Here is a 24561-nt window from a genome sequence, read left to right as displayed (position 1 = left end):
TGTCAGATGCCGCAGCTCGGCGCCGACCAGAAGCGGCTGGGCCGGTGGTCGACATGGGCGTGGTCGTTGTGGTCCGGGTAGCCGGGGCCGAGGATCCCGTTGAAGCCGTGGTTGCGCGCCGTCTGCGCCAGGGTGCACAGGGAGTGCGGTCCCGAGCCGAGATCGGCGGCGTCACCGTAGAGATGGCGGCTGCTCGACGCCCCGCCGACCGAGCTGTTGCAGGCCTGCGAGCGGAAGCCGCTGGTGACCCGGATGGGCTGGTCGCCCAGCGCGTGCCGCAGGGCCTCCAGCTTCCACATCGTGCGCAGGGCGTTCGACCTGGCGGTGGCCGCGTCCACCGCGCCGCCCGCCCAGGTGGTGTTGCAGTCGTTCAACTCGGCGTAGCTGAAGTGGATCGGGGTGCAGTCGTCGTCCTGGAGGGAGTAGATCTTGCTGAAGGTGGCCGGACCCGCGACCCCGTCGGCCGCCAGCCCGTACGCCGACTGGAAGCGCTGGACGGCCGCGGCGGTCGCCGGTCCGAAGGCGCCGTCGACGGCGAGTACACCGCCGCTGCCCGGGTAGCCGGCGACCCGGATCTGGAGCTGGGTGACATCGGCGCCGGAGGTTCCCTGGGAGAGGGTGCGGGACCAGGTGTAACAGCCGTCGGCGTGCGCCGTACCGGCCGTGACCAGCGTACCGGCCCAGGCAAAAGACATGGCCATGACAAGGCTGAGCAGAAGTCTCGCGGTGCGTCGGAGCATCGGTCCTCCTCGTGGGAATGATGGTGGGGCGGTGGTGTACGGAGAGACTGGCGCACGGGTCGACGCGCGTCAACCGGGCTTCCGCGGGCTCCCGTTGAGGCCGCGCGCTGTGGAGATTCCGCGAACGGGACGACCACGTGGGACTCGTCGCGCTCGTCTACGCACGCATCGCGATACCCAGGCGAGCACGACACCGCCGCTACGGGGCCGACGGCAGCCACCCGGCCGGACCCCGCCACGGCGCGCCGCTCGCCGGGTGACGCCCCGCTCGCCGGGTGGCACTCGGAGACGGGACCCCCGGGTGGCACCCCGGACACGGGACCCCGGACACGGCGCCCCGGTCGCGCCGGCCCAGTCGTGGCAGCCCGGTCGCGCCGGCCCCGACGCGGCGCCCCGGTCGCGGTCCTCAGTCGTTCGGCACGGTCTCGTAGCGCGGGGTGTTCTCCGCCATCTGCCGCAGCGCGTCCTTGCGGTCGCGCTTCGAGAGCCGGTCGATGTACAGACGCCCGTAGAGATGGTCCGTCTCGTGCTGGAGGCAGCGGGCGAAGTACCCCGTGCCGCGCACCGTGATCGGCCTGCCCTGGGCGTCCTGGCCGCGCACCACCGCATAGTCGGGGCGCGCGAGCGACGCGTACGCCGTCGGCACGGACAGGCAGCCCTCGTTGGAGTCGTCGAGATGCCGCTCCTCCGGGGGCAGCTCCTCCAGCACGGGATTGCAGACGGCGCCCACGTGCCGTACACCGTCGTCGTCCGGGCAGTCGTAGACGAAGACCTTCAGGTCCACACCGATCTGGTTGGCGGCGAGGCCCACGCCCTCGGCCGTGCGCTGGCTCGCGAACATGTCGTCGATCAGCGCGGCGAGCGAGTCGTCGAACTCCGTGACGTCCCGGCACTCCCGGTGGAGCACGGGATTCCCGACGACCGTGATCGGACGGGACGTACCACGCTCGCGATGCGCCAGCTCACGCGCCTCGGCGTCCTCCGTGTCCACGACGAACCCGTCCTCCGGCTCCGCCGCGGAGGCCTCACTGTCGATCCGCTGGTCCGTCTCCTGCTGCGCCATGTCCGCAGTACGCCTTCCTCGGTACCCGATGCTGCCCGCACGATCCGCGCGCTGTGCGCGATGTGCCCGTACAGCCTAAGGGCACCTTTCCCCGGACATCAGCGCTCTGTGGACATCCGCCGTCCACGAACATCCAAGCCTGTGGTCATCCATCGCGCACCCCCTGTGGACAACCGCCGCCCGCCCGCCGCCCACCCGTGGATCGCCGTGCCGTCGCCGTGCGGTCGCCGTGCCCCGCCCGGGGCTCAGGACCGGCTCTCAGCAGACCTCAGCAGACCTCTTCGAGGTCACGCCACTCGCGGGTGTCCGGGCTGTCGGCGACCCAGCCGTCGAGCAGGCCGCGCACCAGTCCCGGCGGCGCGGCGATCCCGCACTCGCGCTCCGGCGCCCACAGCTCCCCCGCCGTACGGTGGCCCAGCGGTCCCGGGTGGCCCGGCTCGCTGTGGTCGTGCGGGTCGAGATGCTCTCCGTCGCCCTCGGCGCTCGGCATCCGGCTCTCCGAACAGGCGCGGCAGAGCAGCCGTACCGAGGACGACCAGTCCTCGGCGGCGAACCCGGCGTCGGCGGCCAGCCGTTCCAGGGCGTCCCTGTCGTCCTCCGTCGCCGCCTCCAGCAGCACCACCCAGGTGGGCACGGGCGAGGGCGCCCACAGCTCGATCTCGTCGAAGACGGGGTAGGCGCGGGTGGCGCCGTCCGGGCCCGCGGACGTCGTGCGCTCGCCGTTCGGTACGCCGTCGTGCAGGACGACCTCGCCCCAGCGGCGGCCCGACGAGGGCAGCGGGATCGACAGCACCTCGATCCTGGCCGGGTCGAGCCGGCGGCCCCAGACGACCTCGGCCTCACCCTCGGGCGAGAGTCGGACGGCCGCGCTGCCCAGCTCCATGCCCTCCGGCTCGCCGTTGGCCTCGACGCTGTGCGGATTGCCGGGCACCTTCAGCCCGTACGCCTGCCAGGCCCGGCGGGCCAGCGGCCAGTCCTGGAGCGCGGTGGCGGCGATCCCGACGTTCCACCAGTCGGGGGCGCCGTTCTCCTTGTCCAGCAGGGCGACGGCGCGCAGTCCGGCGGCGCGCGCCTGCTCCCAGTCGTGCCGGAACTTGTGGAGCAGCGCCAGATTGAACCAGGACTCCGAGAGCCAGGGCTCCAGGTCCGCCGCGCGCGTGAGCAGCGCGCCCGCGTCCTCGTACCGGCCGTCACCGATCAGCGTGAACGCGCGGTCGGTGGCCTGCCGCCACGAGGCGGAGGGCCGATGCCGTACCTTCCCGAAGATCCTCACGATTCCCGCCTGCCGGTCGCTCGGGTCAGTGCCCCCGGACATCCTCTTCTTCGCATCCAACCATGCCCGGTCGGACGCCCGCTCATTACCCATGGGTTACCCCGCCCCACCTGGGGCCGGACCGCCCCGGGACAGCACACGCGCCAGGGATTCCACCACTTCGGGCTGGTAGTCGTACGCCGTCCCGAGCCGCAGCCGCTCCAGCGCGCTGAGCGGGCCACTCGCACTGGCACATTCCCCGGCCAGGTCGTCGTACGCATTGACGGCGCGGACAATCCGGGCGGGCAGCGGCTGTTCCCGGTACGGATCGGCCTGCCGCTCCACCACCACGGCGACGGCGGCGGGCACCCCGGTCTGGCGGACCACCGCGCCGCCGAGCAGGGCGATGCGCCGCTGCTCGGCCACCGGCAGCAGGGCGGTGGCGCCCTCGGGCACGGGGTCGACGAGGGAGAGCTGTCCGATGTCGTGCATGAGGGCCGCGTACTCCAGAACGGTCAGTTCGGATCCCGAGAGTCCCAGCTCGCGGCCGACGGCGTGGCTCAGCTCGGCGACCCTGCGGGCATGTCCGTGGGGGGTGTATCCGGCGATCTCGGTGGCCCGCGCGAGGGAGGCGATCGTCTGCCGGTAGGTGGTCCGTACGGCGGCGTACCGCCGGAAGGAGAGCTGGGTGAGCAGCAGCGGCACACAGAACACCGGCAGCGCCCAGAGCCCCGCGACGGCCACGCCGAGCGCGATGACCGCCCCGGTGGCGCACACGGCCGAGCCGATGTGGAGCAGCGCCCGCAACTCGTCGCGGAGCAGGGGGCCGAAGGGATGGCGGGTACGGGCGCGCACCATCAGCGCGGCCAGTACGGCGTCGCAGAGCGCGGTGAGACCGAGCAGCAGAAGCAGCAGCAGCGCGTAGGCGGGGCCGGGCCCGAACCACTCCCGCAGTTCACCTGCCGCGTAGAGGGGCTGGAAGCAGACCGCGGCGAAGCCGACGGTCAGGACCCGTCTGGCCAGATGGCCGAGTCCGGGGCCGCACCCCCTCGCGACATGCGGTACGGCACCGGCGAGGCCGGCCGCGACGACCACACCGACGGTCTGGAGCACCCCGTGGGTGACCGGCCGTCCGGCGTGCTCGCCGAGCAGGGCGTACGCGAGGGCCCCGGCGGCGCCCAGCGGGGCGGGCTCGCGTTCGCCGGGCAGCGCGCCCCAGCGGGCCAGTTCCCCGACGGCGATGAGTACACCGAAGGCGAGGGCGATACGGGGTTCGGCCAGGCCGTACCAGAGCGTGCGGCCGAGCGCGACGACGGTGAGCAGACCGGCGGCGCCGTAGAGCCCGGCGAGGGTGAGGGAGGCGGGGCGTCCGGCGCCGGGCACCGCGCGCGCAGCGGTCGTGGTCATCCGCGGCCCCGGTGGGGCGCGGGGGCGGAGGGCGTTCGTCCGGTGGAGGGAATACCGCCGGTGTCGGGGGTACGGCTGGAAGGGACGTTTCCGCGTGGTTCCTGGGCCGGGACCGGATCGGGGGCCTGGCCGGGCTGTCCGGGCGCGGACGCCGACGCCGACGCGGAAGCGCCGGCCTTCGGGGGCGGCGGCAGGACGTCCTCCTCGTCCGCCGTGACCGCCGTACGCCAGCCGTGCCGGTCCAGCGCCTTCCCCAGCGCCCGCACCATCTCCGGATCGAACTGTGTCCCGGCGCACCGCTCCAGCTCCGCGAGCGCCAGGGGCACCGGCCGCCCCCGCCGGTAGGACCGGGTCGAGGTCATCGCGTCGAAGGCGTCCGCCACGGCCACCACCCGGGCGAACTCGGGGATCTGCCGCCCGGCGAGACCGTATGGATAGCCGGTGCCGTCGAGCCGTTCGTGATGGTGGAGGATCGCCGTCCGGGCCTCTCCGAGGAAGCCGATGCCGCGCACCATCTCATGCCCGTACTCGGGATGCAGCTCGATCACCCGGCGCTCCTCCGGTGTCAGCGGACCGTCCTTGCGGAGCACCCGGGTCGGGACGCCGAGCTTGCCGACGTCGTGCAGGATCCCGGCGAAGCGGAGCATCTCGATCCGGTCCGGCTCCATGCCCAGCTCATGGGCGATCAGCACGGCCGCGTGCCCCACCCGCTCGCTGTGCCCCCGCGTGTAGGTGTCCTTGATGTCGACCGCCTGGACGAGGGCCCTGATGGTGGCCTGGTGGGCGGCGCGCTCCCGGTGGTACTGGGCGAAGACCCAGCACGAGATGTACATCGGCAGCAGGACGAAGAGCGCGGAGACCGGCCCGTAGGGGCTGCGCCACAGGACCGCCATCATCAGCCCGGCGAGCGCATGGGCGGCGTACGGGGCGAGGGAGCGCAGGAACAGCCCGCGCCATGCCGTACGCAGCGGGAGCCGCTCGGCGGTGGCGAGGATGCCGCCGTCCAGCACGGCCAGTACCAGACAGAAGGCGAGGGTCGCCGCCGCGGCGGGCAGCAGGACATACGGGAAGTCGGGGCGGGTGAGCCCGTATCCGCCGCCGCCGAGCGCGACGGGCCCGCCGAAGAGCATCTGGGCGCGGGCGGCGGCCCAGGTGGCGAGGGAGAGCTGCGCGGCCCGCCAGATCCGCCGGGCGCCCCTGGGACGCCGCTCGATCCGTCCGCACAGGGCGCCGGGCACCGCGACCAGCGCGGCGGCGGCGGGCGGCAGCAGAAAGGCCGCGGCGAGCAGGACGGGGAAGAAGGACCCGGCCACGACGGGGAGGGCGCCGTTCGGCGAGCGCCCCAGGAAGCGGCAGCGCGCGGGCAGCTCGCAGACGACATAGAGCAGCGCGAGCATCGCGACCGCCGACCAGGGGGTCTCGGAGCGCGAAGCCGGACGGACACACGCGGCGGCGCAGAGCACGGTGCCCAGAATGTACACGCGCGCCGCACCCGGTATGGCCCTCACGCGTTCTCGCCCCTCCTCGTCCCGGCCCGAACAGACGGTCAGGCTAGCGAGCGGGGAGGCGAGGGGCGGCTGGAGAGAGCTGATTAGCACCTTTGGGTGACAACAGCCGCTATCGGGGCGACACCACCACGTTCTTGTGTGCTATTCGCATACACCAGTTCGTTCCATGCGCACAGACGAGTCCGTGCGCACAGAGAGGCGCGTCCAGCACATGTTCCCGGGGGTTACCGGTGTCCCGCGCGGGGCGGGACGGGACCGCTCGGGCCGGCGCGGGCGGGCTCGGCCGGCGCTACTGGGCCGGCGCGGGCGGGGCTACTCGGCGGCGGCGCCCGGCAGATCCGCGCCCGTACGCGTGGGCACGTCCTGGTCCGGCACGGCCTGACCGGACCTGATCAGGTCGATCCGTCCCATGACCTTGGCCCGCAGATCGCTCGGCACGTCGTCCTGTCCGCAGCACCGTTTGACCAGCTTCTTCACGGCCTGCTCAAGGCCGTACTTCTCCAGGCACGGGGAGCACTCCTCGAAGTGCACCTCGAACTTGGTGCAGTCGCTGTCCGGCATCTCATGGTCGAGGAACTCGTAGAGGTGGTCGAGAACCTCGGCGCAATCCGTCTCATGCGGCTCTCCGCAGCTCATGAGTCCGAACCTTTCCGATCGTCCGACGACTCCCCGACACCCGCCGGGACGAGCCCGCGGTCACGGGCGTAATCCTCCAGCATGCCGCGCAGCTGACGGCGGCCACGGTGCAGTCGTGACATGACCGTACCAATGGGTGTTCCCATGATGTCCGCGATCTCCTTGTAGGCAAAGCCCTCGACATCGGCGAGATACACCGCGATGCGGAACTCCTCGGGAATCGCCTGGAGCGCGGCCTTCACATCGGAGTCGGGAAGGTGGTCGAGCGCCTGCGACTCGGCCGAGCGCAGTCCGGTCGACATATGCGACTCGGCGCGCGCGAGCTGCCAGTCCTCGATCTCCTCCGCGGCACTGCGCTGGGGCTCGCGCTGCTTCTTGCGGTACGAGTTGATGAAGGTGTTGGTGAGGATGCGGTACATCCACGCCTTGAGGTTGGTCCCCTCACGGAACTGGTGGAAGGAGGCGTACGCCTTGGCGTAGGTCTCCTGTACGAGGTCCTCGGCGTCGGCCGGATTGCGCGTCATGCGCAGCGCGGCCGAGTACATCTGGTCCAGGAAACCCAGGGCATCCCGCTCGAAACGGGCATTGCGCTCGGTACTGGTCTCACGGATGCCGCCGTCGTCGGTCCCTGCGTCGGTCCCTGTGACCGGACCCACCTCCTCCAACGCTGTGGTGGGACCGAATGCGGACCCACTCGAATCGGAGAATAGTCGACCTTGCTGCGACGGGGCCTGTCGGTCCGCTCCGCCCGCCGTACGGACGGGAGCGGCCTTCGCCGCCGAAAGCACCGTCCACTCCAGGTCAGCGGCGTCTGAGCGACGCGGGCAGATGGTCGAACCCATACGACGGACTCCCTCTCCATGCTCCTGTGTCCTTACACACCCCACAACAGCGATCCCGCCCCCGGCATTCCCTTGTGCCGCACGGTCGCGGCCGTCTTTTCCGCGGCCGTCCTTTACCGCTTCTTTGCCGCCTCCCCGCCGCCGCGGCCGTCCTGTTCGGTGCCGTCCTGTTCGGTGAGCCGGCGCGCGACCCCCTCGGTGAGGATCCTCAGGGCCTCCTCCTGGGACAGCGGCGCCCTTTTCGGTACGGCGAAGCCATGATCGCCGTACGGCACCTCCAGAAAGTCGTACGCGCCCCCCGGGAACTCGTCCGGCTTTCCGAACGCGTCGTTCCCGCCCTGCACGACCAGCGTCGGCACGCCCGTCCCCAGCAGCTCGGCGGCCCGCGACTTCTCCGGTCTGCCCGGCGGGTGCAGCGGAAAGCTCAGCGCAAGTACCGAGCGCGCGCCCAGCTCACGCGCCGTACGGCAGGCCACGCGCGCCCCGGCGCTGCGCCCGCCCGCGACAACGGGCAGTCCCGGCTTCTCCAGCGCGGGCCAGAGCGCCCGCCAGCCGGTGTCGAGGGTCTTGGGCGCGGGCGCCAGCCGGCGGCCGGCGACCCGCCACGGCTGCTCCACCAGGGCGACGGTGACGCCCAGCGGGGGCAGCGCGGCGGCGAGGGCCTGGAGGTCGCGCGCCTCGATCCCGCCGCCGGCGCCATGGCCGACGGCGAGCACGAGCCGGGGCCGCTTCGCCGCGTACCAGGTGATACGGGCGTCCCCGGCCGGCGTCCCGACGCTCTCCCGCTCGGGCGCGTACGCGGTGGTGTCTCCAGGCTCGCTCGTCACAGGCTCATCCTGCCGTGCGAGCCGGGGCGGCGCCGCCGAGGACGGCCCGTACCGGCCTACCCCGACCGCCGTCGCACCGCCCCCGACCGCCGTCGCACCGCCCTCGCCGCGGCGTCAGCGTCAGCGTCAGCGTCAGCGTCAGCGTCAGCGTCAGCGTCAGCGTCAGCGTCAGAAGAGCGTGCTCTCCTCCGGCGCCGCCAGTTCCTCCAGCAGCTCGGGCCCGTTGTTGCGGACATTGCTGACGGCCGTCGCGACGGCGTACGCCCTCATCAGCCCGGCGGGCGGCGGTTCGAGCAGCTCCCGCAGCTCGTCGGGGTCCGTACGGGCCGGGTCCAGCCAGGCGTCCCAGCGCTCCGGTGCCAGCATCAGCGGCATCCGGGGGTGGATCTCCGCCAGCGAGCCCGGCCCCGTGGCGGGAGCGACCGCCAGGGGTGTCTTCTCCGCCTCGGTCGTGATCACCGAACAGGTCGCCCACCAGGCCTGCGGATGGTCGTCCGCCAGGGTGCGGTCGCGCCAGAACTCGTAGAGCCCGGCCAGGGCCATCACCGAGCCGTCGGCGGGGGTCACGAAGTACGGCTGCTTGCGCGGGCGCTTCTTCTTGCCCTGCTCTTCGAGCTGACGCTCGTCGGAGCCGGTGACCCACTCGTAGTAGCCGTCGGCCGGCAGGACGCAGCGCCGCGCGAGAAAGGGCCTGCGGAACGACGGCTTCTCGTGCACGGTCTCCGCGCGCGCGTTGATCATCCGCGCCCCGCCCTCGGGCGTCTTCGCCCAGGACGGCACGAGTCCCCACCTCAGTCTGCGCAGCTGGCGAACCGGGCCGGGTTCGGGGGCGTCCTTCACCGGACGCTCCAGAACCGCGTAGACCTCCTTCGTAGGAGCCACGTTCCAGTCGGGAGCGAGGCTCTCCTCGGGTTCCCGCTTCTCCACACCGAAGAGCCCCTGAAGGTCTTCCGGGCTCCGGCTCGCCGCATACCGTCCACACATAAATGCAACACTGCCACGACGCAAACCCAGTTGAGGAGCCGCCCGAGAAATGGCCAGTTTCGACTCGACCTCGCTCGCCGACCTGTGGGACCGCGTCTTCGGCACCCAGCCCGCGCCGGACGACTGGCTGGTGGCCCTGACCGGTGCCCTCGCGCTCATAGCCGTCGTACCGCGTCCGCTCTGGCGGCTCTCCCGGAACGCGATCACCATCGCGCACGAGGGCGGTCACGGGCTCATAGCCCTGGTCACCGGACGCCGGCTCGACGGCATCCGGCTGCACTCGGACACCTCGGGTCTGACGGTCAGCCGCGGCAGGCCCACCGGCCTCGGCATGATCCTCACCGCCGCCGCGGGATACACCGCGCCACCGCTGCTCGGTCTCGGCGGTGCCTGGCTGCTCTCCGCACACCACATCACGCTGCTGCTCTGGCTGGCGACGGCCCTGCTGATCGCGATGCTGGTGATGATCCGCAACGCGTACGGAGCGCTCACCGTGATCCTCACCGGTGCCGCGTTCCTGTTGATCTCCTGGCTGACCGAACCCGTCGTCCAGTCGGCGTTCGCGTACACGGCTGTCTGGTTTCTGCTCCTGGGGGGCGTACGCCCGGCGTTCGAGCTCCAGTCCAAGCGCCGGCGCGGCGGAGCCGGGGATTCGGACGCCGACCAGCTCGGACGGCTTACGCATGTACCACCGGCGCTCTGGCTGTTCCTCTTCCACGCCGTCTCGGTCTGTTCACTCATCGGCGGCGGGCGCTGGCTACTGGGCCTGTAAGCGCCCTGTACACCTGCTATCACCTTCTCGTTACGCCCTGGTTTCGACACTTTTGTTCAGGATCGGCTTCGGTTACGAACCACTAAAGTGATGGCCATGACCGAAAGCTCCGTGCAGCCCGCCCTCTGGCCCGCCCCCTACGCACGCGGGGCCGTCGAAGCGACGGTCACCGTGCCCGGATCGAAGTCGGTCACCAACCGCGCTCTGGTCCTCGCCGCACTGGCCGCCGAACCGGGCTGGCTCCGCCGCCCGCTGCGCTCCCGCGACACCCTGCTGATGGCCGACGCCCTGCGTGCCATGGGTGTCGGTATCGAGGAGGGCCTCTCGTCCAGCTCCACCGCCGCGGGCGTCCCCGCGCCGGGCGGTGAGGCGTGGCGGGTGATCCCCTCCGGGCTGCACGGCCCGGCGACCGTCGACGTCGGCAACGCCGGCACGGTGATGCGCTTCCTGCCGCCCGTGGCGACGCTCGCCGACGGGCCCATCCGCTTCGACGGCGATCCCCGCTCCTACGAACGTCCGCTGCACAGTGTCATCCACGCCCTGCGCGCCCTCGGCGCCCGTATCGACGACGACAGCCGTGGCGCGCTCCCGCTGACCGTGCACGGCGGCGGCGCGCTGGACGGCGGGCCGGTGGAGATCGACGCCTCCGCGTCCTCCCAGTTCGTCTCCGCGCTGCTGCTCTCGGGCGCGCGCTTCAACCAGGGCGTGGAGGTACGGCATGTGGGTGCCGTCCTGCCGTCCATGCCGCACATCCGGATGACCGTCGACATGCTCCGCGCGGTCGGTGCCCAGGTCGCCGAGCCCGAGACCGGCGGTGAGCCCAATGTCTGGCGCGTCTCCCCCAGCGCGCTGCTCGGCCGCGATCTGACCGTGGAACCGGATCTCTCCAACGCCCAGCCGTTCCTCGCCGCCGCACTCGTCACCGGGGGCCGGGTCACCGTCCCCGACTGGCCGGAGCGGACCACTCAGCCGGGTGACGCGCTGCGGGCGATCTTCACCGAGATGGGTGGCTCCTGCGAGTACGTGATGACGGCGGAGGGCTCCAGCCTCACCTTCCGGGGCACGGGCACGATCCATGGCATCGACGTCGATCTGAGCGAGGTCGGCGAACTGACACCCGGTATCGCCGCCGTCGCCGCGCTCGCCGACTCGCCCTCCACCCTGCGCGGCGTCGCGCATCTGCGGCTCCATGAGACGGACCGGCTGGCCGCGCTCACCAAGGAGATCAACGAACTCGGGGGCGATGTCACCGAGACGGCGGACGGGCTGCACATCCGCCCGCGCCCGCTGCACGGCGGGGTGTTCCACACCTACGACGACCACCGGATGGCCACGGCGGGCTCGATCATCGGCCTCGCCGTCGAAGGAGTACAGATCGAGAACGTGGGCACGACCGCCAAGACCCTGCCCGACTTCCCGCGGATGTGGACCGACATGCTGGCGGGAGCGGGAGCCTGACGCGATGCGGCGCTACGGCAAGAACCCCGACGAGGACGACATCCGCTCCCGCCCCAACCCCAAGGGCAACCGGCCGCGTACGCACATCAGGCCCAAGCACGAGAACGCCTCGGAGGGCATGGTCCTGACCGTGGACCGCGGCCGGATCACCTGTCTCGTCGAGGACCGGGTGGTCCTGGCGATGAAGGCACGCGAACTGGGCCGCAAGGCGGCCGTGGTGGGGGATCAGGTCGGTCTGGTCGGAGATCTGTCGGGCAAGAAGGACACCCTGGCGCGGATCGTACGGATCGAGAAGCGCCACTCCGTGCTGCGGCGCACGGCGGACGACGACGATCCGTACGAGCGCGTGGTCGTCGCCAACGCCGACCAGTTGGCCGTCGTCACCGCGCTCGCCGACCCCGAGCCGCGTCCCCGGCTGATCGACCGCTGTCTGGTCGCCGCGTACGACGGGGGGCTGGAACCGCTGCTCGTGCTGACGAAGTCCGATCTGGCCCCGCCCGACGAGCTGTTGGAGACCTATCGCGCGCTCGGTATCCGCCATGTCGTCACCCGGCGCGACGAGTTGGCGAGCGGATACGCCGCCGATCTCGTACGCGAGTATCTCGACGGCCGGGTCACCGCCTTCGTCGGCCACTCGGGCGTCGGCAAGACGACACTGGTCAACGCCCTGGTGCCGGACGACCGGCGGCGGACCACCGGCCTGGTCAACGCGGTCACGGGCCGGGGCCGGCACACCACGACCTCGGCGCTGGCCCTGCCGCTGGAGAAGGCGGACGGCTGGGTGATCGACACCCCAGGCATCCGTTCCTTCGGACTGCACCATGTCGATCCGTCCCGGGTCATCCTCGCCTTCCCCGATCTGGTGCCCGGTACGGAGGGCTGCCCGCGGGCGTGCGGGCATGACGAGCCGGAGTGCGCGCTCGACGCGTGGGTGGCCGAGGGACACGCCGATCCGGCCAGGCTCTACTCCCTGCGGCGGCTTCTCGCCACGCGTGAGCGGCGCGAAGGGGACTGACGCGCACACGTTTGCGATCCCGTAGCGCTGGTAAGGGCATAATCCGTCGGGACCGGGCAGTCACTGATACGGGGAGGCCTCTATGGCGTGGCTGCTGGTTGTCGTCGCCGGAATCCTGGAGACGGGGTTCGCCGTCTGCCTCAAGCTCTCCCACGGCTTCACCAGGCTCTGGCCGACCGTCGCGTTCGCCGCCTTCGCACTCGGCAGCTTCGGTCTGCTGACGCTCTCGCTGAAGAAACTGGACGTCGGTCCCGCCTACGCGGTCTGGACGGGCATCGGCGCGGCCGGTACCGCGATCTACGGGATGATCTTCCTCGGCGATGTGGTCTCCGTACTGAAACTCGTCTCGATCTCCCTGGTCATCATCGGAGTCATCGGGCTCCAGCTCTCGGGCTCGGCGCACTGAGGGGCGCGGGCAGCGACGCGGTGACGGCGGTACGGACCAGCAGTGCCACGGACTCCCCACCGGGCGCGACGAGATGGGCGAGCGCCAGCCGCAGGGCCAGCTCACAGCGGTAGAGCAACTCGGCCCGGCCGGCGCCGGTCCGGGAGTGATCCGTACGGCCGCGGTCCGGGTGGCCCGGTTCCGTACGGTGCCGTTCCAGCGCCGCCACGGATCTGTCCCGTACCAGCGCGACCAGATCGCCCGTCGCGGGCGGCCCCGCGTCGGCGCGGCGCTGCGCCGGGACACCGGAGGGCGGGGCGCTGATCCGTACGGGGGCGGGCGCGGGCAGCCACTGCCCCCAGCAACCCGTCAGCAGCGCGCGCAGCAGAGGCCGCGCCCGCGCCTCGGCGACGGTCCACTCCGCGACGGCCACCAGCCGGTCCACGGTGTCCTTCCGCTCGCTCAACTGCCGTTCCACACCGCGCAGATAGAGGTCGACCTCGCGCCGCACGAGCGCGCGGGCCAGTCCGTCCTTGCTGCCGAACTCGTTGTAGAGGGTCTGCCGGGAGAGCCCGGCGGCCGAGGCCACATCGACCATCCTGACCGCGGACCAGGGCAGCCGGGCGAGTGCCGAGAGACCGGCGTCGAGCAGGGCTTCACGCGCAGTAGGCATCGTCGCCTCCGGGGCCGTGCGGCTCTGCGCTCAGAGTTGACGGGCCGTCGTCGGCTGTCAAGACCAGCGGCGACGGCCGCCGTCCATTGGCGGCTTCTTGCCGGTACGGGCCCCGTGGCCGGATCTTCCCCTCGGTGGATACTGTGACCATGTCCGACTACCACGATGATCTGCGTCTCGCCCATGTCCTCGCGGACGCCGCCGACGCCGCGACGATGGACCGCTTCAAGGCCCTGGACCTCAAGGTCGAGACCAAACCGGACATGACCCCGGTGACCGAGGCCGACAAATCGGCCGAGGAGCTGATCCGCGGCCATCTCCAGCGGGCCCGGCCACGCGACGCGATCCTGGGCGAGGAGTACGGCATCGAGGGCACCGGCCCGCGCCGCTGGGTCATCGACCCCATCGACGGCACGAAGAACTATGTCCGCGGGGTGCCGGTCTGGGCGACGCTGATCTCACTGATGGTGGCCGCCGAGGGCGGCTACGAGCCGGTCGTCGGCGTGGTGTCGGCGCCCGCGCTGGGCCGGCGGTGGTGGGCGGCGAAGGGCGGCGGCGCGTACACGGGCCGCAGCCTCTCCTCCGCGACCCGGCTGCGGGTCTCGAAGGTCTCGCGCATCCGGGACGCGTCGTTCGCGTACTCCTCGCTGACCGGCTGGGAGGAGCAGGGCCGGCTGGACGGCTTCCTCGATCTGACCCGCGCCTGCTGGCGCACCCGGGGCTACGGCGACTTCTGGCCGTACATGATGGTCGCGGAAGGCTCCGTGGACATCTGCGCGGAGCCGGAGCTGTCCCTGTGGGACATGGCGGCGACCACGATCGTCGTCCAGGAGGCGGGCGGCAGCTTCACGGGCCTGGACGGCCGCGTGGGCCCGCACAGCGGCAACGCGGCGGCCTCGAACGGCATCCTCCACGAGGAACTGCTCGGCTATCTGAACCAGCGGTACTGACATTCGGTACTGACCAGCGGTACTGGCGACCCGGCGCCCGCGCCGGAGGCGCGAACCGCACCACACTCCCCTGACCACACTCCCTCGGCCGGGCGGCGGACGGCGCCCGGCTGCCCCGCCGCGCACCCCTCGCACTCCACGCGCCCCCTTGTTGCTCCGGCCAAGGAGTGTCACTCTGAAAGTCCCCCCGCTTGTGAACTTGTGAATCGTTTCTCATTGGAGGGTTCGCACGGGACGGTTTACCAAGGAGGTGTCTTCACCCCATGCTCGTCCGTGACGCCATGAGTTCGGTGGTCCTGACCATCGGGCCCACGCATACGCTCCGCCAGGCGGCCCGGCTGATGTCGGCACGCCGCGTCGGCGCCGCCGTCGTCCTCGATCCCGATCACTGCGGCATCGGGATTCTCACCGAGCGCGACATCCTGAACTCGCTCGGTGCGGGCCAGAGCCCCGACGCCGAGACCGCCTGCACCCACACCACCACCGATGTCGTCTTCGCCGCACCCGCCTGGACGCTGGAGGAAGCCGCGGCCGCCATGACGTGCGGCGGATTCCGCCATCTCATCGTGCTCAACGACCGGGAGCCGGTCGGCATCGTCTCCGTACGGGACATCATCCGCTGCTGGGCGCCGGCCCGGCGCGAGGCGGCGGTGCTGACCGGCTGACGCCCGCCCGGCCCCGCCTCCGCCCGGGGCCCGCCCCCGCCCGGGGGCACGGCAAAAGGGGCCGGATCCCGAGGGAACCGGCCCCTTCCGTCTCGGCGAGGCTGTCAGCCGCGCAGGGCCTGGACCGCGGTTTCCAGTCGCTTGCCGAAGTCACCGTCCGCCTGGCGGAAGTTGTTCACCGCGCGCTCGGCGATGTCGTCGCGCGAGACCTTGGAGATGAATCCGGCGAGGTTCTCGATCAGCCGGCCCTTCTCGTCCTCGGACAGCAGCCGGTAGAGATTGCCCGCCTGTACGAAGTCGTTGTCCTCGGCGTGGCGCGGGGCCTCGTGGTTGCCCGTGGCACCGCCGACCGCGACCGGCTGCCAGAGCGGCCGGTCCGTCTGGAACGGGCCGCCGAAGCTGTTCGGCTCGTAGTTCTTGGCGCCCTTGTGGCGGCCGTCGTACAGAGCCCCGTCCCGGCTGTTGGTGCGCGCCTCGGTGGCGTGGGGACGGTTCACCGGCAGATGGTCGGCGTTGATGCCGACGCGGTAGCGGTGGGCGTCGCCGTACGCGAAGAGACGGCCCTGGAGCATCTTGTCCGGGGAGGGACCGATGCCCGGCACGAAGTGGGCCGGCGAGAAGATCGACTGCTCGACCTCCGCGAAGATGTTCTCCGGGTTGCGGTTGAGCTCCAGCTTGCCGATCTCGATCGGCGGGTAGTCCTCGTGCGGCCAGACCTTGGTCAGGTCGAACGGGTTGAAGCGGTAGGCCGCCGCCTCGTCCGCCGGCATGATCTGCACCTGCACCGTCCAGGACGGGAAGTCACCGCGCTCGATGGACTCGCGCAGATCACGCTGGTGCGAGTCCGCGTCCTCGCCCGCGAGCACCGCGGCCTCGGCCGAGGTCAGGTTCCTGATGCCCTGGTCGGTCTTGAAGTGGTACTTGACCCAGAAGACCTCGCCGGCCTCGTTGTTCCACTGGTACGTGTGCGAGCCGTACCCGTTCATGTGGCGCAGCGTCGCCGGGATGCCGCGGTCACCGAAGAGCCAGGTCACCTGGTGGGTGGACTCGGGCGACAACCCCCAGAAGTCCCAGACGTTGTCCGCCTCCTGCGAGCCCGTGTACGGGTCGCGCTTCTGGGTGTGGATGAAGTCGGGGAACTTGATGGCGTCCTTGATGAAGAACACCGGGGTGTTGTTGCCGACGAGGTCGTAGTTGCCCTCTTCGGTGTAGAACTTCAGCGCGAAACCACGCGGGTCGCGTACCGCGTCGGCGGAGCCGAGGTTGCCCGCGACGGTGGAGAAGCGCAGAAACGTCTCGGTCCGCTTGCCGACCTCGGACAGGAACTTGGCGCGCGTCCACCGCGAGACATCGCGGGTCAGCGTGAACGTGCCGTACGCGCCGGCGCCCCGCGCGTGCACGATGCGCTCCGGAATGCGCTCACGGTTGAAGTGGGCGAGCTTCTCCAGCAGCGCCTGGTCCTGGACCAGCACGGGACCACCGGCGCCCGCGCTCTCGCTGTTCTGGTTGTCGGCGACCGGAGCCCCGGCCTCCGTAGTGAGCGGTCCCTGCGTCACGTGCGCCTCCTGCGTCATTCGCCACCGGTCCTGTGCCTGGGCGGCTTTCGTGACCGATCCTACAATGGACTTTGTCTAAGTCAAGCAGCCATCCAAAGTCATACAGATACCGGACCTGGCTCCCCTCAATGTTAGACTGGCTGTCATGAGTGACCTGTTGGAACGACTTCGCGGACGAGGCTGGCGTATGACGGCCCAGCGGCGTGTTGTGGCTGAGGTCCTCGACGGGGAGCATGTGCATCTGACGGCCGACGAGGTGCACGCGCGTGCCGTCGCCCGGCTGCCGGAGATCTCCCGGGCCACGGTCTACAACACCCTGGGCGAGATGGTCACGCTCGGTGAGGTGATCGAGGTCTCCACGGACCGCCGCGCCAAGCGGTACGACCCGAACGCGCACCGGCCCCATCAGCATCTCGTCTGCGCCCGGTGCGGAGCCATCCGCGATGTCCATCCCACGGGCGATCCGCTGGCGGATCTGCCGGACGGGGAGCGCTTCGGCTTCACGATCTCGGATGTCGAGGTGACCTACCGGGGCACCTGCCCGGATTGCGCGTCCGCCTGACCGCGCCACGCGCCCGCCCTGCCCCGCCTCACCGTGAGAAACACCTGAGGCGAAACATCCGAAGGCGAAACACTCGAAGGCTAAACACCCGAGGCCCGGAACTCTTTCGAGTTCCGGGCCTCGGATCTATCAGTAGCGGGGACAGGATTTGAACCTGCGACCTCTGGGTTATGAGCCCAGCGAGCTACCGAGCTGCTCCACCCCGCGTCGTTAAACGCAACACTACGTCACGCCCGCCGAGCGGTGCAAATCCCTTCGGACGGGCCCCGGACGTGGGACGGACGTGGGACGGCGGCGCTCGATGGTCCGGTACGCCGTTTCCTCCCGGCCGGCTTCTTCGTTAGGCCCGGGACAACCGCGTCATCACCTTGCCCCCGGAGGAATCCCATGCCACCGTCCAGCAAGTTCGTGCGGTCCGCCGTGACCGTCACCGCAGCCGTCGGGATCGCGGCCGCGGCCGCGACACCGGTCTGCTGGGCCGCCCCCGTCGACCCCGCCCCGATCGTGAGCGGCAAGGCACCGGCCGCGGCGCAGCCCCCCGCCGGCGGCCAGCTGGCACCCGTCACCGGGCTTCTGGGCGGTCTGCCTCTGTTGGGCGGCCTCCTGGGCGGTCTGTCCGACCGTAACGCCAAGACCGATGTGACACCGGTGCGCTGGGACCGTTGATCACCGACACCGTGCGTCGCGCCGTCCGCCGCTTGCGGACGGCGCGACCGGATCGCTTGCGGACGGCGCGACCGGATCGCCTCTCCCGCGCACTGGCCGCGGCCGGTCCGGCGGGGCTGGCCTCCGCCGCCACTGCGGACACCACCGGACCGGCCGAAGCCCTCAACGGCTATGAGGTCCTGGACGAGGTTCTCCGTCTGCCGGTCAGCACCTGGCGCTACCACTGGGACCCGCCGCATGTCCGGCATCTGGGCCCGATGGCCCAGGACTGGCACGCCGCCTTCGGACTCGGCGCCGACAACGTCACGATTTCCGCCACCGACGCCAACGGTGTCGCTCTGGTCTGCGTCCAGGCACTCCACCGCCATATCGACGACCTGCGCTCGGAGATCGCCACTCTCCAGGAGCGGGTAGCGCGCCTGGAAGAGCCCTGCCGGTCGGAACTCAGCCGGCCGGAACCCCACGGGTCGGAAGCCGGCCGGTCGGAACGCGGCCGGTCCGAGCCGGCCACACCCCCCGCGCGGTAGCACGCCGACGCTCGGTGGCGCGGCGGCCGGGTCTCAGGCGGTCAGTTCCTGGTGGAGCGCCTCGCGCAGTCGCGCGGCGCGCTCCGCCACCTCGGCGGGGCCCAGCTCGACGGCACGGGCGCACCAGCGCTGGCCCTCGGTCAGCTCGCCCCGGCGCGCGGCGAGCAGCGCCAGGCGCAGCGCGGCCCGGCCATGGCCGGCCTGGGCGGCCCGGCTCCACCACAGGGCGGCCTCCCGCTCGCCGCCCTCGCGTACCAGCAGCAGTCCGAGGTTGAAGGCGCCGTTGCGGCTGCCCGCCTCCGCGGCCTCGCGGTACCAGCGCGCGGCGTCGCCGATGTCCCCGCGGGCGGCGGCGAGCATGCCGACCCGTACCTGAGCCCGGCGGTGCCCCTGCTCGGCGGCCCGCTCGTACCACTGCTCGCACTCGCTCTTGAGGCCGTACGGCTCACCGAGCGCGGGCGGACCGGGCGGCGGCTGGCGCGAGTCGAGCAGGGTGGCCAGCCGGAACGCGGCCTCGGCGCTGCCACCGCCCGCGGCGCAGCGCAGATGGCGCTCCGCCGAGCGCTCGTCGCCGTCCCGCAGGCAGGCGATACCGACCTGGAGCGCCGCCTCCGTATGGCCCGCGGCGGCCGCGCGCTCGTACCAGCGCAGGGCCGAACGGTCCTGGTCCCGCCCGGCGTACAGGATGCCCAGATTGAACGCGGCGTCCACACTGCCCGCCTCGGCCGCCTTGGAGAACCACGGCTCGGCCCCTGTCGGGTCGTCTGCCTGGAGCAGCAGCACGGCAAGCGCGTTGGCGGCCTCGCGGTGGCCCGCGTAGGCGGCGCGGCGGTACCACTGTTCGGCCTGGACGGTGCGGTCCTGGGCGGCGCAGAGCAGCCCGAGGTTGTAGGCGCCGTTGACATCGCCCGCGTCCATCGCGGCGCGGTACCAGCGCTCCGCGGTCTGCTGCTCGCCCCGGGCGGCGTGCAGCGCGCCGAGGGCGTTGGCGGCGTTGCCGTTCCCCTCCTGCGCGGCGCGCAGCCACCAGATGGCGGCGCTCTCCTCGTCACCCGCGTCACGCAGCAGAAAGCCGAGGGCGCAGGCCGCCCGCGCGTCGCCGTCCCTGGCAGAGGTGAGATACCAGCGGCCCGCTTCCTTCAGCTCACCGCGCTTCTCCAGAATCGCGCCGAGGTGCAGCGCGGCCCTGCGGTGGCCCCGGGCGGCGGCCTGCCGGTACCACTGGGCGGCCTCGGCGAGGAGTGCGGGCGCGTCGGCGCCACCGGCGGCGTCCCTGCCCGTACCGGTGCCGGTGCTCAGGCCGGTGCTCGGACCCGTGCCGGTGCCGGTGCTCATACGGGCGCCGGTGTTCATACGCGTACCGGTGCTGTCGCGGTGGGCGCCGATACGTCCGGTCCGGTGACTGCCCGTACCGCCGCCGCCCGGGGCCGTCGGGCCCGTACCCCTGCGGTGGACCGGGCCGGCTCCGGCGCGGCCGGTCTCACGGGCCCGGCGCTCCAGTGTCCTGGCGAGCCGGTACGCCGCCTCGCGGTGCCCCTGCTCGGCCGCGGCGCGCAGCCAGCGCTCGGCCCCGACATCGCTGCGGTGCTCCAGCAGATCGGCGAGGGCATAGGCGCCGAGGGCGTGACCCTGCTCGGCGGACTGGCGCAGCCAGTACTCGGCGGCCGGCTCGTCGCCCAGCTCACGGTGGTGGCGGCCCAGGGCGTGGGCCGCGGCGGCGGATCCGGCGACGGCGGCGATACGCCACCAGCCGGCCGCCTCGTCCGGATAGCCGCGCTGGTGCAGCAGAACACCCAGATTGTTGGCGGCGGCGCGGTCGCCCTCGGCGGTCGCGGACCGCAGATACGGCTCGGCTCCGTCGAGATCGCCGCGGCGCAGCAGAAGGGCGCCGAGCACACTCATCGACGCGACATCCCCGGTGTCCGCGGCGCGGCGGTGGCGGGCCTCGGTCTCGGCGTCGGCGGTCTCCTCCACGCCGGACGTGAGCGGGGCGCTCGTGGCACCAGGAGAATCCGCGGCGCTCGCGGCGTCGGCCGCGCCTGCCGCATGGCGCTGCACAAACCGCCCTGTCTCCAACAGAGTTGTCCTATCCCCCATAATTTCCATCGTCGCACCACCTGCCACCCGCGTACAGCAGGTATACCGCGACCCACAAGGTCACTTCAGCGTTTTGTCGACATGCCCACAGAGAGACAAGTCAAACACGCTCGGACCCAAGTCCCGCGCCTTGAAACACCGTTCATGGGGGCTTACACGCCGGACACACGTCAAGGGCCCGGATCCTGTTGGATCCGGGCCCTTGACTTCGCGTAGCGGGGACAGGATTTGAACCTGCGACCTCTGGGTTATGAGCCCAGCGAGCTACCGAGCTGCTCCACCCCGCGTCGTTGTGTCCCAACCGTACCACGACGCGGAGTGATGCCTGCTCAGCCGCTGTCGGCGCCGCCGTCGCCCGACGCGTCGGGCGACGCGCTCTCCGAGCCGCCTGCCGGGGTGCTGTCCGCGGCGGCGGCCCGTCGCAGGGCGTCCTGGAGGGCCTCCTGCGCCTTGCCGTACGCCGTCCAGTCCTGCTTGGCCAGCGCCGCCTCGCCGTCGTCGTACGCCTTCTGCGCGTCCGCGATGGCCTCTTGGAGCGCCTTGTCGCCGGTGGCGGGCGGCTTGGTGGTGTCGCCGTCGGACGGTGGCGGCGTCGTGACCGGCGGCTCGGAACTCTCCTCGCCGAAGACGGCGTTGAGCGCCTGGGTGAGTCCGTCCTCGAAGACGGGCTTGCCTCCGTAGGAGACGGCCACCTTCTTCAGCAGCGGGTAGTTGGCGGTGCCGCCGCGCGCGTACACCGGCTCGATATAGAGGAAGCCCCCCTCAAGTGGCACGGTCAGCAGATTGCCGTACTCGATGTCCGAGTCGGTACCTCTCAAGTCCCGCACGAACGTGGCGACTTCGGGAACACCGTTCAGCTCGCTCTGCACCTGCTGCGGCCCTGGCACGGTGGAGGTCACCCTCAGCACTCTGATCCTGCCGTAGTCCGTACTGGTCGCGTCGGCGTCCACCGCCATGAACGCACCGAGATTGGGGCGTCCGTTGGGTGTGAAGGTCGTCGTCAGCGAGAACCTCTGGTCGTCCTGACCGGGCATCTTGAGGCTCAGATAGTACGGCGGGACCGCGCTGCTGTTCTTGTTGGTCGGATCGTTCGGCACCTGCCACGCGTCACTGCCGCTGTAGAACTGCGCGGGGTTGGTGACGTGGTAGCGGGTGAGCAACTCACGCTGCACCTTGAACATGTCCTGCGGATACCGGAAGTGGGCCAGCAGATCGGGCTTGATCTCGTCCCGCGCCTTCACCGTGCCGGGGAAGGCCTTCATCCAGGTCTTGAGCACCGGGTCCTCGGTGTCCCACTGGTACAGATTGACCGTGCCGTCATAGGCGTCGACGGTGGCCTTCACCGAATTCCGGATGTAGTTGACCTGGTTCTGCTGCGCGACGACCGCGCGCTGGTTGTCGGTCAGCGAGTCGGCCGTGGTGTCGCCCAGCGTCGTACGGGACGCGTACGGATAGCCGTTCGTCGTGGTGTACGCGTCGATGATCCACTTGATACGGCCGTCGACCACCGCGGGATAGGCGTCGCCGTCGATCGTCAGCCAGGGCGCGACGGCTTCGACGCGCTCCTTGGGCGTGCGGTTGTAGAGAATGCGCGAGCCGTCACCGATCGCGCCGGAGTAGACCATCTGCGGCTCGCTGAAGGCCACGGCGTACGCCGCGCGGTTCAGCGGGTTGGAGAGATCGACTCCGCTCTTGCCCGCGTAGCTCGTGGTCTGCTCGCCGTTCTTCTCGTAGTCGAGCTCCTTCTGCGGGCCGCCCACGATCGAGTACTGCTCGGTCTTCTCGCCGTAGTAGATCCGCTGCTCGTACTCGGGGAGCTGTCCCGTCGTCGGCAGACCGGACTCGGTGAAGTCGGGAGCGCCGACCGTGCCCTTGTTCTCGTCGGTCACGGTGTTCGTGCCCTTGGACGCGATCGCTCCGTACCCGTGCGTGTACGTGAAGTGGTCGTTGATCCAGTTCCGCTTGGGAATACCCGTGATGTTCAGCTCGCGCAGACCGACGACCGTGTCCTGGATCTTGCCGTCGGTGTCGGTGTACCGGTCGACGTCCAGCGTGGCCGGGAACTGGTAGTACTTACGCTCCTGCTGGAGCTGCTGGAACGCGGGCGAGACCACATTGGGGTCGACCAGCCGGTAACTGGCGGCGGAGTCGGCCGCCTGGCGCTGGTCGGCCTTCTTGGCCGGGTCGCCCTTGCCCTCGTAGTCCTGCACATCGGCGTCGTCGATGCCGTACGCGGCGCGCGTGGCGTCGATGTTCTTCTTGATGTACGGCGCTTCCTTGGCCTGCTCGTTCGGCTGGACCTGGAACTTCTGCACGATCGCCGGGTAGAGGCCGCCGATGAGGATCGCCGAGAGCACCATCAGACCGAAGCCGATCACCGGGAGCTGCCAGGTGCGGCGCCAGAGTGTCGCGAAGAACAGCACGGCGCAGATGACGGCGATGCAGAAGAGGATCGTCTTCGCCGGGAGATAGGCGTTGGCGTCCACATACCGCAGTCCGGTCCAGTTGCCCGCGGCCTTGAAGTCACTGGACTTCACCGCCAGCCCGTACCGGTCCAGCCAGTACGCCACGGCCTTCAGCGAGACGAAGACGCCGATCAGCACCGAGAGATGGCCGGTGGCGGCGGCCGTGGCGCGCGCGCCCGGACTGGTGATCCGCAGCCCTCCGTACAGATAGTGCGTCAGCGCGGCGGCGATCAGCGACAGCACGGCGGTGGCGAAACCGAAGGCCAGCAGGAAGCGGTACCAGGGAAGATCGAACGCGTAGAACGACACGTCCATCTTGAACTGGGGGTCCTTCTGGCCGAAGGGCACTCCGTTGACCCACATCAGCCACGTACGCCACTGGCCGGAGGCGGAGGCGCCGGCGATCAGCCCGACCAGCGCCGTGATCGCCAGGAGCACCCATTTCTTGTACGGTGCGATCCCCATCCGGTACCGGTCGAGGTTCTGCTGCTCCATCGACATCGCGCTCAGCGGCGGCCGCAGCCGGTGCGCCAGCCAGATGTTCAGACCGACGGCGAGGGCCATCAGCAGTCCGAAGACGGCGAACAGGCCGACCTTGGTCCAGAGCGTGGTCGTGAAAACCGATGAGTACTTCACCGAGCGGTACCAGAGCCAGTCGGTCCAGAACCCCGCGAACATGACGAAGAGCATGGCCAGCACGGCCAGCGCTCCCAGCGTCATGAGCAGGGTCCGGGCCCGACGGGACGGCCGGCCCACTCTGATCCGTGGCCCGGTCGGGCCTCCGCCGCGGTCCGGCATCTGGAAAGCCAACGTGCGCACCTCGAAGTTCGCGGTCGTGTTTCAGCGTGTGAAGCGGGCCCCGCGATCGTAAGGGCCCACTCATGCAACTTACTGAGGCTTTACCTAGTTCCCGCACCGGGGCCCGAAGGAGGCAGGATATCGACCATGTCCAACGTCTCTCCCTCAGGTACCCCCATGGCCGCGAGCCCGCTGACCCGCGCGGTGCTCGAAATCGACGAGTACGCGTCGGGGCTCGGCTGGGACCAGCCCGCCCGGCTCTTCGCGCTCGTCGACACCGCGCGGCTGCGCACCGACGAGCCGGAGCTGGCCGCCCAGCTCGGTCTCGACGACGGCGGGGCGGTCGCTCCGCTCACGCCCATCGAGCAGGACGAGATCCCGTCCGGCACCCCGCTGGACGAGTTCCTCGGCACCATCGCGTGGCCCGGGGCGGTGGCGGGCTGCGCGATGACGGTGGAACGGCTGATGCTGCCGCCGTCGGCGGAGGCGTCCGTACCGGACGGTCTCGACGACGCGGGTCTCGCCCGGTGGGTCTCCGCCCACCCGGAGCGCCAGGAGGTCCGGATGACGGTCGCCGTGCTGCGTGACGGCGCCCGTGAGTCGGCCCTGCGGCTGCGCGAGAAGGACTCGCCGAACGAGGTGCTCACCGGCTCGGGTCTGGTGCCGGGCCTGGCCGAGGCCCTGGCGGCCACCTTCGAGGCGTAGGCCGCTTC

General features: G+C 71.0%; 23 protein-coding genes and 2 tRNA genes. 10 read left to right on the top strand and 15 right to left on the bottom strand.

Translation table 11 applies throughout. The features are described 5' to 3' along the window. Window positions 1-2: 2 nt before the first annotated feature. From ACWGDX_RS28295 to ACWGDX_RS28255, 9 genes are all read right to left on the bottom strand, one after another. Window positions 3-740, bottom strand: coding sequence for a D-Ala-D-Ala carboxypeptidase family metallohydrolase (locus ACWGDX_RS28295; protein WP_453629996.1), 738 nt, complete (start codon window positions 738-740; stop codon window positions 3-5). A gap of 406 nt (window positions 741-1146) precedes the next feature. After that, window positions 1147-1803: a peptide deformylase gene (gene def, locus ACWGDX_RS28290; RefSeq protein ID WP_453629994.1), complete on the bottom strand. Its 657-nt coding sequence runs from the start codon at window positions 1801-1803 to the stop codon at window positions 1147-1149. 268 nt (window positions 1804-2071) lie between these two features. Then, window positions 2072-3076 (bottom strand): tetratricopeptide repeat protein, encoded by a 1005-nt coding sequence (locus ACWGDX_RS28285; protein WP_453630015.1) that lies wholly within the window; start codon window positions 3074-3076, stop codon window positions 2072-2074. Window positions 3077-3172: 96 nt separating this feature from the next. Then, window positions 3173-4462: an HD-GYP domain-containing protein gene (locus tag ACWGDX_RS28280; protein ID WP_453629992.1), complete on the bottom strand. Its 1290-nt coding sequence runs from the start codon at window positions 4460-4462 to the stop codon at window positions 3173-3175. Beyond that, on the bottom strand, window positions 4459-5970 hold the full coding sequence (locus ACWGDX_RS28275; protein ID WP_453629990.1) for an HD-GYP domain-containing protein: 1512 nt from the start codon (window positions 5968-5970) through the stop codon (window positions 4459-4461). The genes ACWGDX_RS28280 and ACWGDX_RS28275 overlap by 4 nt, the downstream gene beginning before the upstream one ends. 312 nt (window positions 5971-6282) lie before the next feature. Further along, window positions 6283-6606, bottom strand: coding sequence for a mycothiol system anti-sigma-R factor (gene rsrA, locus ACWGDX_RS28270; RefSeq protein ID WP_363079675.1), 324 nt, complete (start codon window positions 6604-6606; stop codon window positions 6283-6285). Further along, entirely contained in the window at window positions 6603-7262 is a 660-nt protein-coding gene (locus ACWGDX_RS28265; protein WP_363079676.1) for a sigma-70 family RNA polymerase sigma factor, read from the bottom strand. Before ACWGDX_RS28265 ends, rsrA begins: the two co-directional genes overlap by 4 nt. Window positions 7263-7561: 299 nt before the next feature. Next, on the bottom strand, window positions 7562-8275 hold the full coding sequence (locus tag ACWGDX_RS28260; RefSeq protein WP_453629987.1) for an alpha/beta hydrolase family protein: 714 nt from the start codon (window positions 8273-8275) through the stop codon (window positions 7562-7564). Between the two features lie 168 nt (window positions 8276-8443). Further along, window positions 8444-9259 (bottom strand): SOS response-associated peptidase, encoded by an 816-nt coding sequence (locus tag ACWGDX_RS28255; protein ID WP_453629985.1) that lies wholly within the window; start codon window positions 9257-9259, stop codon window positions 8444-8446. A gap of 49 nt (window positions 9260-9308) precedes the next feature. Here ACWGDX_RS28255 and ACWGDX_RS28250 point away from each other — a divergent pair, with 49 nt between their 5' ends. The 4 genes from ACWGDX_RS28250 (at window position 9309) to ACWGDX_RS28235 (ending at window position 12910) form a co-directional block, all read left to right on the top strand. Next, a complete protein-coding gene (locus ACWGDX_RS28250) occupies window positions 9309-10031 on the top strand; it encodes a M50 family metallopeptidase (RefSeq protein ID WP_453629983.1) in 723 nt (240 codons plus the stop codon). 96 nt (window positions 10032-10127) lie between these two features. After that, window positions 10128-11489 (top strand): 3-phosphoshikimate 1-carboxyvinyltransferase, encoded by a 1362-nt coding sequence (aroA, locus tag ACWGDX_RS28245; RefSeq protein WP_453629981.1) that lies wholly within the window; start codon window positions 10128-10130, stop codon window positions 11487-11489. Window positions 11490-11493: 4 nt separating this feature from the next. Then, window positions 11494-12504: a ribosome small subunit-dependent GTPase A gene (gene rsgA / locus ACWGDX_RS28240; protein ID WP_453629979.1), complete on the top strand. Its 1011-nt coding sequence runs from the start codon at window positions 11494-11496 to the stop codon at window positions 12502-12504. Window positions 12505-12586: 82 nt separating this feature from the next. After that, window positions 12587-12910 (top strand): DMT family transporter, encoded by a 324-nt coding sequence (locus ACWGDX_RS28235; protein WP_453629977.1) that lies wholly within the window; start codon window positions 12587-12589, stop codon window positions 12908-12910. On the opposite strand, the gene ACWGDX_RS28230 is transcribed toward ACWGDX_RS28235, so the two are convergent. Beyond that, complete coding sequence (locus ACWGDX_RS28230) at window positions 12876-13562, bottom strand: TetR/AcrR family transcriptional regulator (RefSeq protein ID WP_453629975.1); 687 nt, start codon at window positions 13560-13562, stop codon at window positions 12876-12878. The two genes, ACWGDX_RS28235 and ACWGDX_RS28230, sit on opposite strands and share 35 nt — an antisense overlap. Before the next feature lie 149 nt (window positions 13563-13711). Here ACWGDX_RS28230 and hisN point away from each other — a divergent pair, with 149 nt between their 5' ends. Then, window positions 13712-14512 (top strand): histidinol-phosphatase, encoded by an 801-nt coding sequence (hisN, locus tag ACWGDX_RS28225; RefSeq protein WP_363079683.1) that lies wholly within the window; start codon window positions 13712-13714, stop codon window positions 14510-14512. Between the two features lie 263 nt (window positions 14513-14775). Next, a complete protein-coding gene (locus tag ACWGDX_RS28220) occupies window positions 14776-15177 on the top strand; it encodes a CBS domain-containing protein (protein WP_363079684.1) in 402 nt (133 codons plus the stop codon). Between the two features lie 104 nt (window positions 15178-15281). On the opposite strand, the gene ACWGDX_RS28215 is transcribed toward ACWGDX_RS28220, so the two are convergent. Then, on the bottom strand, window positions 15282-16751 hold the full coding sequence (locus ACWGDX_RS28215; RefSeq protein ID WP_453629972.1) for a catalase: 1470 nt from the start codon (window positions 16749-16751) through the stop codon (window positions 15282-15284). Between the two features lie 127 nt (window positions 16752-16878). Between ACWGDX_RS28215 and ACWGDX_RS28210 the strand changes: the two genes are divergently transcribed. Beyond that, entirely contained in the window at window positions 16879-17295 is a 417-nt protein-coding gene (locus tag ACWGDX_RS28210; protein WP_453629971.1) for a Fur family transcriptional regulator, read from the top strand. A 133-nt stretch (window positions 17296-17428) separates the two neighbouring features. Here ACWGDX_RS28210 and ACWGDX_RS28205 read toward each other — a convergent pair. Next, window positions 17429-17502 (bottom strand) — tRNA-Met (locus tag ACWGDX_RS28205). A 180-nt stretch (window positions 17503-17682) separates the two neighbouring features. Here ACWGDX_RS28205 and ACWGDX_RS28200 point away from each other — a divergent pair. Both ACWGDX_RS28200 and ACWGDX_RS28195 read left to right on the top strand, forming a co-directional pair. After that, window positions 17683-17961 (top strand): hypothetical protein, encoded by a 279-nt coding sequence (locus tag ACWGDX_RS28200; protein WP_453629969.1) that lies wholly within the window; start codon window positions 17683-17685, stop codon window positions 17959-17961. A gap of 56 nt (window positions 17962-18017) precedes the next feature. After that, window positions 18018-18488 carry a tail fiber domain-containing protein gene (locus tag ACWGDX_RS28195; RefSeq protein WP_453629968.1) on the top strand — a complete coding sequence of 157 codons (471 nt, stop codon included), beginning with the start codon at window positions 18018-18020 and terminating at the stop codon, window positions 18486-18488. 33 nt (window positions 18489-18521) lie between these two features. Here ACWGDX_RS28195 and ACWGDX_RS28190 read toward each other — a convergent pair whose 3' ends face one another. The 3 genes from ACWGDX_RS28190 to ACWGDX_RS28180 all read right to left on the bottom strand — a co-directional run bounded on the left by ACWGDX_RS28190 (window position 18522) and on the right by ACWGDX_RS28180 (window position 23848). After that, window positions 18522-20594 (bottom strand): tetratricopeptide repeat protein, encoded by a 2073-nt coding sequence (locus tag ACWGDX_RS28190; RefSeq protein WP_453629966.1) that lies wholly within the window; start codon window positions 20592-20594, stop codon window positions 18522-18524. Window positions 20595-20798: 204 nt separating this feature from the next. Then, a tRNA-Met gene (locus tag ACWGDX_RS28185) sits at window positions 20799-20872 on the bottom strand. Between the two features lie 42 nt (window positions 20873-20914). After that, window positions 20915-23848 (bottom strand): UPF0182 family membrane protein, encoded by a 2934-nt coding sequence (locus ACWGDX_RS28180; protein ID WP_453630013.1) that lies wholly within the window; start codon window positions 23846-23848, stop codon window positions 20915-20917. Between the two features lie 147 nt (window positions 23849-23995). Here ACWGDX_RS28180 and ACWGDX_RS28175 point away from each other — a divergent pair, with 147 nt between their 5' ends. Then, a complete protein-coding gene (locus ACWGDX_RS28175) occupies window positions 23996-24553 on the top strand; it encodes a PPA1309 family protein (RefSeq protein ID WP_363085931.1) in 558 nt (185 codons plus the stop codon). The last annotated feature ends 8 nt before the right edge of the window (window positions 24554-24561 follow it).

This window comes from Streptomyces sp. NPDC055025, assembly GCF_053608565.1.
The sequence above is the reverse complement of the archived record's forward strand: the minus strand, read 5'-3'. Positions and strand labels throughout refer to the sequence as shown.